Annotated in this window: 9 protein-coding genes and 1 pseudogene; 6 read left to right on the forward strand and 4 right to left on the reverse strand. The window is 69.8% G+C overall.

Annotated features, from left to right (window positions below; all coding sequences use genetic code 11):
- Positions 1-200, reverse strand: a pseudogene (locus ACIA6A_RS31180) (UDP-glucose 6-dehydrogenase); the annotation flags it as partial.
- Positions 201-338: 138 nt separating this feature from the next.
- Between ACIA6A_RS31180 and ACIA6A_RS31185 the strand changes: the two are divergent.
- From ACIA6A_RS31185 to ACIA6A_RS31195, 3 genes are all read left to right on the forward strand, one after another.
- On the forward strand, positions 339-1,493 hold the full coding sequence (locus tag ACIA6A_RS31185) for an acyl-CoA dehydrogenase family protein (protein ID WP_396101538.1): 1,155 nt from the start codon (positions 339-341) through the stop codon (positions 1,491-1,493).
- A 575-nt stretch (positions 1,494-2,068) separates the two neighbouring features.
- Complete coding sequence (locus ACIA6A_RS31190; protein ID WP_396101539.1) at positions 2,069-3,292, forward strand: hypothetical protein; 1,224 nt, start codon at positions 2,069-2,071, stop codon at positions 3,290-3,292.
- Positions 3,293-3,395: 103 nt separating this feature from the next.
- Positions 3,396-5,690: a hypothetical protein gene (locus ACIA6A_RS31195; RefSeq protein WP_396101540.1), complete on the forward strand. Its 2,295-nt coding sequence runs from the start codon at positions 3,396-3,398 to the stop codon at positions 5,688-5,690.
- On the opposite strand, the gene ACIA6A_RS31200 is transcribed toward ACIA6A_RS31195, so the two are convergent.
- The 3 genes from ACIA6A_RS31200 to ACIA6A_RS31210 all read right to left on the reverse strand — a co-directional run bounded on the left by ACIA6A_RS31200 (position 5,662) and on the right by ACIA6A_RS31210 (position 9,854).
- Entirely contained in the window at positions 5,662-7,263 is a 1,602-nt protein-coding gene (locus tag ACIA6A_RS31200) for a hypothetical protein (RefSeq protein ID WP_396101541.1), read from the reverse strand. The genes ACIA6A_RS31195 and ACIA6A_RS31200 overlap by 29 nt on opposite strands.
- Positions 7,264-7,428: 165 nt before the next feature.
- The gene (locus ACIA6A_RS31205) at positions 7,429-8,814 is read right to left on the reverse strand and encodes a hypothetical protein (protein WP_396101542.1); all 1,386 of its coding nucleotides are present in this window, start codon (positions 8,812-8,814) and stop codon (positions 7,429-7,431) included.
- Positions 8,811-9,854 carry an NAD-dependent epimerase/dehydratase family protein gene (locus ACIA6A_RS31210; protein ID WP_396101544.1) on the reverse strand — a complete coding sequence of 348 codons (1,044 nt, stop codon included), beginning with the start codon at positions 9,852-9,854 and terminating at the stop codon, positions 8,811-8,813. The genes ACIA6A_RS31205 and ACIA6A_RS31210 overlap by 4 nt, the downstream gene beginning before the upstream one ends.
- A 142-nt stretch (positions 9,855-9,996) precedes the next feature.
- Between ACIA6A_RS31210 and ACIA6A_RS31215 the strand changes: the two genes are divergently transcribed.
- From ACIA6A_RS31215 to ACIA6A_RS31225, 3 genes are read left to right on the forward strand one after another with little or no spacing between them, the layout of a single operon-like run.
- Positions 9,997-10,656 (forward strand): glycosyltransferase family 2 protein, encoded by a 660-nt coding sequence (locus tag ACIA6A_RS31215; RefSeq protein WP_396101545.1) that lies wholly within the window; start codon positions 9,997-9,999, stop codon positions 10,654-10,656.
- Positions 10,653-11,285, forward strand: a complete 633-nt coding sequence (locus ACIA6A_RS31220) for a DUF2064 domain-containing protein (protein ID WP_396101546.1) — start codon at positions 10,653-10,655, stop codon at positions 11,283-11,285. Before ACIA6A_RS31215 ends, ACIA6A_RS31220 begins: the two co-directional genes overlap by 4 nt.
- Positions 11,282-11,938, forward strand: coding sequence for a methyltransferase domain-containing protein (locus ACIA6A_RS31225; protein WP_396101547.1), 657 nt, complete (start codon positions 11,282-11,284; stop codon positions 11,936-11,938). The genes ACIA6A_RS31220 and ACIA6A_RS31225 overlap by 4 nt, the downstream gene beginning before the upstream one ends.
- Positions 11,939-11,967: the final 29 nt, after the last annotated feature.

Raw genomic sequence — 11,967 nt, forward strand, 5'->3', positions numbered from 1 at the left:
CCGGCGGCGAGTTTGCCGATTTTGGCGGCGTCGATGTCGAAGCCCAGCACGTCGTACCCGAGTTCGGCGAAGCAGATGGCGTAGGTCGCGCCGAGATAGCCCGTACCCAGGAACGCCAACCGCGGCCGCGACGCCCCGGAAGGCACCTCGACCTGGGTGAACGCGGGGACGGACGGCGTTGTCGGGTACGGGATGGTCACTCTGTGAACTCCAGTCAGACGAGACACTCACGATCGCACGGCGTCGCATGATCAGTTTGACCGCCGCTCGGGGCGAGGATAGTGCGAGTACCCTACGCGTCGGTAACATAGGTTTTTTGCGGCCAGGAGGGCGACGCCATGTCCGAGTTCGACGTGTACCAGCTGCCGGAGGACCACGAGACGATCCGGGCGGCGGTCCGCGAGGTCTGCGACGCCCGGGTGGCGCCCAACGCGGCCGAGGCGGACGAGAACAGCGAGTTCCCCAAGGCCTCGTACGACGCGCTGCGTGCCTCCGACTTCCACGCCCCGCACATCCCGGCCGAATACGGCGGTGCCGGAGCCGACGCGCTCGCCACCGCCATCGTCATCGAAGAGGTCGCCCGGGCCTGCGCCAGCTCCTCACTGATCCCCGCGGTGAACAAGCTCGGCACGATGCCGCTCATCCTGGCCGGCTCGGCGTCGCTCAAGGAGCGGTACCTCACCCCGGTCGCGGCCGGCGAGGCCATGTTCTCCTACTGCCTGTCCGAGCCCGAGGCCGGCAGCGACGCGGTGTCCATGACCACCCGGGCGGTCCGCGACGGCGACTTCTGGGTGCTCAACGGCGTCAAGCGCTGGATCACCAACGCCGGCGTCTCGGAGTACTACACCGTCTTCGCGGTGACCGACCCGACTGCCCGGTCCCGCGGCATCTCGGCCTTCGTGGTCGAAAAATCCGACGAGGGCGTCACGTTCGGCGCCCCGGAGAAGAAACTCGGCATCAAGGGCAGCCCGACCCGCGAGGTCTACTTCGACAACGTCCGCATCCCGGCCGACCGCATGATCGGAGACGAGGGAACGGGTTTCGCCACCGCGATGAAGACCCTCGACCACACCCGCGTGACGATCGCGGCCCAGGCGGTGGGCATCGCCCAGGGAGCCCTCGACTTCGCCAAGGGCTATGTCCAGGAACGCAAGCAGTTCGGCAAGCCGGTCTCCGACTTCCAGGGCATCCAGTTCATGCTGGCCGACATGGGCATGAAACTCGAGGCGGCCCGGCAGCTGACCTACGTGGCGGCCGGCAAGAGCGAACGAGGCGACGCCGACCTCACCTATTTCGGAGCGGCGGCGAAATGTTTCGCCTCCGACGCGGCCATGGAGATCACCACCGACGCGGTCCAGCTCCTCGGCGGTTACGGTTACACCCGCGACTACCCGGTCGAGCGCATGATGCGAGACGCCAAGATCACCCAGATCTACGAAGGCACCAACCAGGTCCAGCGCATCGTGATGGCCCGCCAGCTTCTGAAGAGCTGAAAAAGCGCATTCTTGCAGATCAGGGCGGGGCAGGCCGTAAGCGGTCGCCCCGTTTTGCTGTCTACGGATGATGGCGTGGGAGATGCGCGCTCTTCGCAATTGTGCTGCGGCCTAAGGCATGTCGACATCGTTGTCATCGTAGCTTCTGGCTTGTAAACCTTGTAGCAGCTTTGCAGGTCCTTGACATGATCGGTCACTACGAGGAGCAAGACTTTATTGATCCTGGGCTCGAACCCGGCCGGTGAGGGTGACGCGTGAGCGCTTCCGTGCCTGGCACGCCGAGCTTGAATCGGTGCGGAGCTGAATTGGGCAGCTCGATCCGGCTGACCGGCTGGGTGGCGTAGACCGAGCTGTCGATGTCGCAACCCCGGTCACGTGCGCTGCCGCCTCGACCGCCTTGAGCAGGGCCGTCGACCGGCTGCGCTGACCAGCCGGTCGACTGCTGCCTCGCGATGTACGGAATGCCGGTAGCCGGTGTCAATCGGTGTTATCCAAGTTCATCAGTCTCGGTGAAGTGATCTGCAACACGTGCCATTGATCGGTGTGGATCATATTCCGCAGAGTATTTTTCGGCAATGGCAGATGGTAAAGACGTTCGTTTCGGAAAGATGTCCAGCCGACAGGTTGGTATGTATGTGATCGAAGCTGCTTTGGGGCGGGTCGGCGGATGTATGGCTACGCTGGCACGACTGACTGGACACTCTTCCGAATCGATATCACGTTATCGCAGGGGTGAAGTGCAGGCGAAACGTGAATTCTTTCTCGATCTCTTCGACAAGGTTTCTGGATTTGGGATCGATTTCGTCCAGGTCGCAGCACCGCTCGGGTTCAGATGGGTAGGATCACGCGATCCTAAAAGATTTAGGAGATTTAGCTACTTCTTTGCTGCGATTCGAATACGGGAGGGGGACAAGCGTGATCTCTGTGCTGCAAAGATTGGAGTTTCTGAATCCTGCGTTCGTGACATCGAACATGGTTTTATTCCAGAGCGCAGAGTGCTTGCCAATTTTGTAAGACAGTACCTCGCGTCAAGCTTGGACGTGGCCACGCTGAAGGCGGAATTCCCGGTACTTGATCCGTCTGACGTCGAACTCGATCTGCGTGAACGGGTTTTGCAACTGCAGAGCATGGGTCGCGACACTCCCGGCCGTGAAGCATTGGAGCACGAGCTTGCCAGGGAGTTGTTGCGAATGGCAAAACCAATGGCGTGGAAGGCAGGGCTCGTGTTTGGTGGGAGATGCGATGCCGCCGAAGTTTGCGGTGAGGCTGTTTTTCATGTGATGCGAAAATTTGAAAGTCGGCGAGGTCTGCTTCTTCCCTACCTTAGGAAGGTGGTCGGATCTCTGATCAGGCAGTTAAGTAGAATTGATTTACAGACAGGCGCCTCGGAGATGCTTCGTAAATACGGTTTCCGCTACAAGTCTGCTTGGCAAGAGTTGGCCCAGGACCTAGGGCGCGATCCTACCGAGCGGGAAATTATTAATTACTATGGCCTCTCGGAAATTCCTGTGATCGAGGTTTCGTGGGCTCTGCGAGCGGGCTATGCAGACTTCGTTGAAGACCTTGATCGGGTTCACGGTAATCTCTCTGTCGTCCTTCATCCGTACGACGAGTTGGACCGTTTCGAGGGGAATAAATCAGTCGAACTTGTCAGGCGTCTCCCCAGGGCTCAGCAGGAACTACTTCTGATGCGCTTTATCGATGAAGTGTCAGTAGCTGGAATATCGGGAAAGATTGGAAGGCCTGAAGATGAAGTAGCACTCAAGTTGCGCTGGGCTATAGCTCAGCTGGGTGGGTGACCTTGAACTCCACGGCAGGCGGGGCGGGCTGACATCTTTGCGTCCGGTGGGTGAGTTCGTCCACAATGCAGGGGCGTGGTCCGGTGTGCGAGAGGGGCGGCCTGTGCTGGAGATCCTGGCGGACGAGGCGCAGAAGGCTCTGCAGCTGGCCACCGAGGAGACCACTGTGCGAGAGGGGCGGCCTGTGCTGGAGATCCTGGCGGACGAGGCGCAGAAGGCTCTGCAGCTGGCCACCGAGGAGACCACGAAGGTGGTGGTCCCGGCCGCGGTCGGTGCGGCGTTCGCGGGGGCCAGGAATCTGCGGCAGGTGATCACCGCTGGGGTCCGGGTGCTGCCGCGCGATCCCGTGGCCCGGACCGCGAAGATCGTCAAGCTCGCCGAGACCGACCCGGAATTCCGGGCCCGGTTGTACGCCGCGGTGGCGGAGCTGCGCGGCCGGGGCACCGAGGTGGCCGTTCCGCCGGCGCCGGACGGGTTCACGGATCGCCACGATGTGCTGCCGGTGCTGGGTGCGCCGGGTATCCGTACGGTGACCGGGCTTTCGGGGTGGGGTAAGACCTACGTGGTGAAGCAGGTCCGGCACGACCGGGCCGAGGAGTACGCCGACGGTAACGCGTACGTCGATTGCGACGCGTTTCGCAGTGATGGTGCCCTGCGGTACGCGGAGGTCTTCGGCGAGGTGCTGCGCCAGGTCGGCGTCGAGGTGGCGGACACCGGTGACGCGGCACTGTCGGCGCAGTACGAACGGGCGCTGTTGCACGGCCGGTTCCTGCTGGTCTTCGACAATGTCGACGGTGCCGCCGAGGCGCGTGCCCTGGCCCGGGACTGGCCGTTGAGTCTGGTGCTGCTGACCGCCCGGGAAGCGCTGGGTGAGCTGGTCGCGTGGTGTCCCACACCCCCGGTCCGGCTGGGTGGCCTGGACCGGGCCGGCGGACGTGAGCTGCTGGAATCGTACGCCGGGACGAGCCTGCCGGCCGCTGAGCCGCAGGCCACCGAGCAGCTCCTCGACCTCTGCGATTACGTCCCTGATTTCCTGCGCCGGGCCGGCGGCACCCTGAACCTGCGCCGCGGTGACTTCAAGCCGGTGGCGAGGCTGGTCGCGGAGCTGCGTGACGGCGATGACCCGCAAGGTTTCGACGGCATCCTGACGAGTCTGGGCCTGCACAGCCTGCCGGACGCCGTTCGCGCTGATCTCGCGTCGCTGAGCGTCCACCCGGGTGCCGACTTCACCCGGGACAGCGCGACCGCGTTGCTCGGGCGGCCGGCCGGTTCCACGATCGACACCCTGCTGAGCGCCGGTCTGGCGGTGGCCGGCTCCGGCGGTCGTCTCCGTCTGTTGCGGCTGGTCCGGCAACGGGTCACGCCGGCACCGGGCGAGGCTGAGGCTGCGCTGCGCCGGTTGCTCGCCGTGACGGTCGAGCTGGCGACCGCCGCTGACCACACCCTGGAGGGCGACCGGCTGCGACCGGCGGTGATACCCGCCGACCTGCGGTGGCGGCTCTCTCATCTCACGGCCGTCGAGTATCTCGACCTGCACACCGCGCTGATCGTCGACCTCGTGCAGCTCGCCCATCACCGGGAGCTGCACCAGGATGCGATCCGGTTGTGCGGCTCCCTGGAGGTCGTCCTCACGTACCTCGGTCGTCATCATCTGATCGCGACAGCAATCGGCTGGGGCATCAGGAGTGCGGAGGTGGCCGGTGACGCCCTTGCCGCCGCGCGGTTGTACGCCACCCGGGCGCGGATCGAGACCGACCTGGGACTGTTCGGCGAGGCCGAGGCCAGTCTGGACACCGCCGGGACGCATGCGGGGACCATCGACAACCCCCGTCTGGCCTCCTCACTGCTGGAGTTCCGGGCCCGGCTCGCACGTGAGCGGGTCCGCCGCGCCGTCGATGACGGTGCCGTCGTGCCATCGGACGCTTTCATGGAGGCGGCCGGGCTGATCGAGCGGTGTCTGGAGATCGACCGGGCCCACGACCTGTCCCGGGCGCGGGGGATCCACGCCCGGGAACTCGCCACGCTGCTGCTGCGTGCGAAGCGGCCCGACGAGGCGATGGTGCTGTTCGAGGAGGCGGCCCGCCACACCGACGCGGGCCGGCCACGGAACCTGTCGCGGATCCATCTGGGCCGGGCGCGGGTCTTCGACCTGTGGGAACGATGGGCGGACGTCGATCGGGAGGTCGCCGTCGCGCGGGCGCTCATCGCGGACAGCGGCGCCACCGTGTACGACATCGAGCTCGACGACTTCGTCGCGGAGACCGCCTGGCACCGCGGCGACGTCGAGACCGCCCGCGCCGGCTGGGACCGGCTGGCCGAACGGTTCTACACCATGGCCCACCCGCGGTACGACCGATACCGGGACCGGCTCAACCAGCTTCCACCACCACGTCGATGACCCGATCGCCGAGCCGCAACCTGTCGCGGCCCGGCACGGTGCCGTCGCGGTGGAGCCGGACGTACGCCCATGACGCCAGCACCCGTACGTCGATCCCGGGCCGGCCCCGCACCAGCAGCTCGGCGGACCGGGTGGTGATCCGGCAGGCGTCCGGTCCGTGCCCGGCCGCGATGATGTCGGCCCGGGGCCATTGCCGCAGCAACTCGGCGGCACCCTCCGCGTCCACCGTGCCGGAGCACAGGATGCCGGCGGCGGCGACCTGATCGAGCCGGGCCCGGTCCACATCGGCCACCAGGTGCCGGTAGTCGAGCCCGGGCCGGGTCTCGTTCCCACCGAGGCCCGGGTAGCGCACGATGGTGATGCCGGTGTCCGAGGCCTCGGCGCCGACGATCATCGTCGTGGCGGGGAGCGGTTCGCGGGCCGGCACCGGAACCGCCGGGAATTCCGCGACGTCGGCCGGTTCGTCGAGGCGCATCAGCTCGTACAACAGGGATCGCAGTCGTTGGGCCGTGCGTTCCGGCTCGTCGACCGCGTACGAGATGATCTCGTCGTAGCGTCCTCGGACATGGCCGGTCATCGTCGCGTCGATCTGCTCGCGGAGCTCGGAGCGGCGGTCCAGTCGTGGCGCCCGCTGACCCAGCAGCTGTGCCGCCGAACCCGGCACCGTGGTGGCGCTGTCATACGGGGCCAGCAGCACCGGCTTGTCCAGCGCCGCCGCGTACAGTCCGAGGGACCCGGCATCGGACACCACGCACGAGGCACCGAGCAGGGCGGCCTGCCATCCCCGCACCGGCGGCACGATGCGCAGCCCGTATTCCGCGGCCCGTGACCACCAGGCCCGTACCTGCCAGGGCCCGTGTGCCCAGATGCCCGGATGCAGCACCGCCACCAGGCGATACTCATCGGCCGGCAGCTCGGCGAGGAGCTGCTCCGGCAGGTCCGGCCAACCGCCCAGCAGCGAGTCGGGACCCCACGTCGACGCCAGCACCACGAGAGCGCGCCCGGCGGCGTCGTACGCCGTCCGGTAGGCCGAGGCCCGATGCCGGTTCGCCATCATCCGGCCCAGCGCGGGGTCGCCGACCACCCGGCCACGCCGGCCCGCCGCGGGGTGGACCTCAGCCAGTCGCCGGACCTGGTCCGGGTGTGACAACGCGTAGACGGTCGTCGTGTCGCCGGCGAGATCGCGCACCCGGGCCGGGGTCAGGCCGGACACGGTCGAGGTTCCCGGGTAGAACTTCTGGTGCCCGACGCCGTGGGGCAGCAGCACCAGCGGGGCGTCGATGCGACTCAGGTCGTCGTTCTCGCTCGCGGCCAGGGCAAGGTCGAACCTGGTGCTGATGGCGTCCGCCCACGGCATGACCACGGCATCCAGCGACTGCAGCACCGATCGCATCCCGCCGGCGAGGATCGCGGCGTTCGACTCGTCGACGGTGAACACCACCTGGATCCGCCGGTCCACCGCGATCAGCGCAACGACGTCCAGCAGCCGCGTCAATGTCGTGGTCGTCCGCACCACCAGGAGCACCCGGCGCCGCGGTTGAATCGTCTGCCACTCCGAGCTCAAGCCGGTCACGCGACCGGCTCCCGGCTCCCGGCTCCCGGCTCCCGGCTCCCGGCTCCCCACCCAACGGGTGGCTGTGGTCTGGGGTTACGGGCTGCACGGCTGAACCGTACTTCGCATGGTCCGGCATTCAGGCAGCCGGGGGCGGCGGTCAGAAGAGGCCGGGAAGGTCTCCTCTCACCAGGTGGTGAGCAACAGATGGTTGAGCAGTAACGCGGTCGTGGCCTGGACGATGAGCCAGCCCCGTCGCGACGGGGCCGGGAGCAGCGCCGCGCCGGCGGTGAGCCAGACCGCGAAGGGCAGCCAGATCCGTTCCACCTCGGCCTTGCTGAGGCCGGACACGTCGGCGGCGGCGATCGCGATCAATGCCGCGCCGGGCAGCACCACCACGGGGCCGAGAGCGGCGAGCACGGCCGGGATCGACGTGCCACCAGTGGGACGGATCAGGGCGGGAACGGCCCGGGTGAGGGCGCGGCGGGCGACGACCACGGCGGCCGGGCCCGCGCAGGCGGTGGCCAGGGCAAGGTTCGCCCACACCCAGTATCCGTACGGGCGGTCGGTGGCAATGCCCTGGTAGTAGCGCTGGACGACGAGGTGGTAGCCGTCCAGCCACCAGAAGCCGGCCAGCGTGAACGCGGTGACGACCGTGCCACCCGCGATCGTCGCGGCGATGAGCGCGGTCCGGTGGCGCGGCCGGGCCAGGAACACCACGGCGAGCACGGGTACGGCGATCAGCGTCAGGCCGTACGAGAGGTAGAGGGTGAAGGTCAGCAGCAGTCCAGCGACGATCGCCGGGCCGGGACGGCGGCGGGTCACGCCGACGGCGAGCAGGGCCAGGCCGCAGGCGGCGACGCCGGCGAACAGGCCGTCGGCGGACACCCCGATCCAGACCGCGCCGGGAAACAGCACCAGGAACGGTACGGCGGCCCGCGCGGCCGTCTCGTCGCCCAGCGCCCGGATCGTCACCGGCACCGCGACCGCGATCAGGGCGCCGGCCGCGACACAGAACAGGGCGGCCCAGGCGCCGCCGCCGAGGCCGATCCGGTCCAGGGCGATGAAGACCAGGAACGCGCCGGGCGGATGGCCGGAGACGTGGGTGGTCCACGAGTCCGGCTGGAAGTCGAGGATCCGCGCGGTGAATCCGCGCAGCATCGCCGGGACGTCGGTGACGCCGCCGACCTCGCTGAGGTATTCGTGGCGGGTGGTGAGCCGGCCGGCGATGCCGCGCTGCCAGCCGTCGATCAGTGCCAGGGAGAGGATCCAGGCGACCGCGGCGGCGTACCCGGCGGTCAGCAGCGCACGCCAGCGCAGCGTCGCCGCGACCTGGGGACCGCGCCAGATCACGAGCGCGGCGACGGCGATCGCGAGGGGGGTGCCGGGGCCGGCGTGCGGCAGCCAGGCGCCGGTGAACGGCGCGGACGTGGCGTGCACCGGCCGTCCGGCCAGATAGAGCAGGCCCCCCGTCACGGCGGCGAGGGCGATCAGCCCGACCGCGGACCCGGCGGTCCATAGATCGGCCCGCCGGGTGCCGGCCTGAGCTGTCACCGGGGGTTGGCTCGTCATCCGCGCAGGGTGGCGTGGGCGAAGCCGGTCATGCCGGTGGCCAGGTCGGTCGTGGCGCGGAAGCCCAGCTCGGCGGCGGCCCGGGCGGGGGAGGCGACGATGTGGCGCACGTCGCCGAGCCGGAACTCGCCGGTGACGACCGGGTCGGGGCCGCCGAGCGCCGAGGACAACGCCGTCGCCATCTCACCCACGGTGGCGGGCCGGCCCGAGGCGATGTTGTACGCCCGGAAGCCGTCCCGTGGCGTCGTCAGCGCGGCCACGTTCGCGTCCGCCACGTCACCGACGTGGACGAAGTCGCGGCGCTGGCCGCCGTCCTCGAACACGCGTGGTGCGCGGCCCGCCTCGAGCGCGGACCGGAAGATCGCCGCGACCCCGGAGTACGGCGTGTCACGGGGCATGCCGGGCCCGTACACGTTGTGGTAGCGCAGGGCGGCCACCGTGGCGCCGGTCTGCCGGGCCCATGCCGCGGCGAGGTGCTCCTGGGCGAGTTTGGTGGCGGCGTACACGCTGCGCGGGTCCAGCGGCGCGTCCTCGTCCACCTCGGTGGCGGCCAGCGGCAGACCGCAGGCGGGGCAGGACGGTTCGTACCGGCCGGCGGCGAGGTCGGCGACACCGCGGGCGGCCGGGCGGACCGGGCCGTGGGCCGCACAGGTGTAGGCGCCCTCGCCGTAGACCACCATGGAACTGGCCAGCACCAGGCGCGGCACGGCGGCGCGGGCCATCGCGGCGAGCAGCACGGCGGTTCCCAGGTCGTTGTTGGCGACGTAGTCCGGCAGGTCGTCGAGGTCGACGCCCATGCCGACCATGGCGGCCTGATGCACCACCACGTCGACCCCGTGCAGCGCGGAGGTGATCGCGTCCCGGTCGCGGAGGTCCGCCCGCAGTACTGGTACACCATGGACGGTGCCGGGCGGCGGGGACGCATGCGCGGCCGGATGCCCGGAGTCGATGATGCGCACCCGGTGCCCGGCGGCGAGCAGGGCGGAGGTGACGTGGCTGCCGATGAAGCCGGCGCCGCCGGTCACGAGGACATGGGTCATACGCCCGACCGTAGGGGCGCAGACGCATCCGCGGTGCACGGAGTCCGGGCATGTCACAGGTTCGTAAGGAGCTTGCGGGCCGTAAGGATCCGGTAATCCCGGACCGGGTTCCCGGGCCCTCGATCACGGCTAATTTCCGTTCATGACTGATGTGGTGCTGCCCTGCCTGAACGAGGCACCGGCCCTGGAATGGCTGCTGCCCCGGATCCCGGACGGCTATCGGGCGGTCGTCGCGGACAACGGCTCCACCGACGGATCGGCCGAGGTGGCCCGTCGACTCGGTGCCGGCGTCGTCAGCGTCCCGCAACCCGGGTACGGCGCCGCCGTGCACGCCGGGCTCGTGGCCGCCGATCCGGCCGACGGGGTGGTGTGCGTGATGGACGCGGACGGCTCGTTCGACCCGGCCGAGCTGCCGCGGGTCGCCGATCCGGTCCGGGCCGGCACCGTACGGCTGATGGTCGGCCGCCGCCGCCCGGTGACCCGCCGGGCATGGCCGCCGCACGCCCGGCTCGCCAACGCGTACCTGTCGCGCCGGCTGCGGCGTACGACCGGCCTGCCGGTGCACGACATCGGCCCGATGCGCGCGTTCCGCCGTGACGACCTGCTCGCCCTCGACCTGCGGGACCGCCGCTTCGGCTATCCGCTGGAGCTGATGATCGCCGCGGCCCGGGCCGGCTGGAGCGTGGCCGAGGTCGACGTGGCCTATCACCCGCGGTCGGCCGGAACCCGGTCCAAGGTGACCGGTACGGTGCGCGGCACGGCCCGGGCGATCCGCGACATGAGCGCGGTGCTCGCCCGGTGAACGCCCGGCTGCTGGTCCTGGCGAAGACCCCGGTGCCGGGACGCGTGAAGACCCGGCTCTGCCCGCCCTGCACCCCGGCACAGGCGGCCGCGGTCGCCGCCGCCGCGCTGGCCGACACTCTCGACGCGGTCACCGCGGCCCGTGCCACCGCCCGGGTCCTGGTCGTGGACGGTGACCATCCGGAGCCGCCCGGCTGGACGCGCACCCCGCAACGTGGCGGCATGCTCGGCGAGCGGCTCGCCGATGCCTTCACCCGTCCCCTGAGTCTGCTGATCGGCATGGACACCCCGCAGGTCACCGCCACTCTGCTCGACGCGGCCACCCGGCGACTCGGCACATCCGGGGTCGACGCGGTCCTGGGGCTCGCCGAGGACGGCGGTTGGTGGGCGCTCGGACTCCGCGACCCGGCCGATGCGCGGGTGCTGCGGGACATCGAGACGTCTACTGCGGACACCGGTGCCAAGACTCTCGCGGCACTGACCGCCCGCGGGCTGACTGTCTCGATGCTGCCGGTGCTGCGCGACGTCGACACGGCCGCGGACGCGCACGCGGTGGCCGCACTCTGCGCGCCCGGCAGCCGGTTCGCGTCCACCGTGACCCGGGTGGTCCGTCGTGAGGTGCCGGCATGACCCTGGCGATGAGTCACCCGGACGTCTTCGACGCGGTCCTGGGCCGCGCCGGCGCGGGACTGCCGGTGTCGCTGACCATCCGCGACGACCTCGGTGGCGAGCACGCGATCGACGCGGCGGCGTGGTGCCGGGCCCAGCTGCCCGGCGACCGGGGACTGCTCGCCCGGTGCACCGGGCCCACCCTCGACATCGGCTGCGGTCCGGGCCGGCTCACCAGCGCCCTGACCCGGATCGGCCGGCCCGCGCTCGGCATCGACGTCAGTGCGTCGGCCGTACGCCTCGCGCGTGCCCGCGGTGCCTCGGCGCTGCGCCGTGACGTGTTCGCACCGCTGCCCGGGCACGGCCGCTGGCGGCATCTGCTGCTCGCCGACGGCAACATCGGCATCGGCGGCGACCCCCGCCGGCTGCTGCACCGCTGCCGTGACCTGCTGGCGGCCGACGGCCGGGCGCACGTCGAGCTGGCACCGCCCGGCACCCGCAGCTGGGCCGGCGACGCCCGGATCCGCGACGGTGCCGACGACCCGGGCACCCCGCTGAGCTGGGCCGTGCTGGCCGCCGGCGATCTGGCGCCGGTGGCCGGTGCCGCCGGGTTGCGGGTCCTCGACGAATGGACGGAGGCGGGCCGATGGTTCGCGACCCTGAGCCCGGCGTGAGGCACCGACGGCTGGTCTCCCTTGCCCGC

Origin of the sequence: Actinoplanes sp. NPDC051494 (assembly GCF_044454705.1) — a bacterium.
In the GTDB taxonomy this organism is placed as follows: Bacteria; Actinomycetota; Actinomycetes; order Mycobacteriales; family Micromonosporaceae; genus Actinoplanes.

Bases quoted from the DNA above. Each gene is read 5' to 3' on its own strand.
- ACIA6A_RS31185 (WP_396101538.1), top strand. From the start codon at position 339: ATGTCCGAGTTCGACGTGTACCAGCTGCCGGAGGACCACGAGACGATC.
- ACIA6A_RS31190 (WP_396101539.1), top strand. From the start codon at position 2,069: ATGGCAGATGGTAAAGACGTTCGTTTCGGAAAGATGTCCAGCCGACAG.
- ACIA6A_RS31205 (WP_396101542.1), bottom strand. From the start codon at position 8,814: ATGACGAGCCAACCCCCGGTGACAGCTCAGGCCGGCACCCGGCGGGCC.
- ACIA6A_RS31210 (WP_396101544.1), bottom strand. From the start codon at position 9,854: ATGACCCATGTCCTCGTGACCGGCGGCGCCGGCTTCATCGGCAGCCAC.
- ACIA6A_RS31215 (WP_396101545.1), top strand. From the start codon at position 9,997: ATGACTGATGTGGTGCTGCCCTGCCTGAACGAGGCACCGGCCCTGGAA.
- ACIA6A_RS31225 (WP_396101547.1), top strand. From the start codon at position 11,282: ATGACCCTGGCGATGAGTCACCCGGACGTCTTCGACGCGGTCCTGGGC.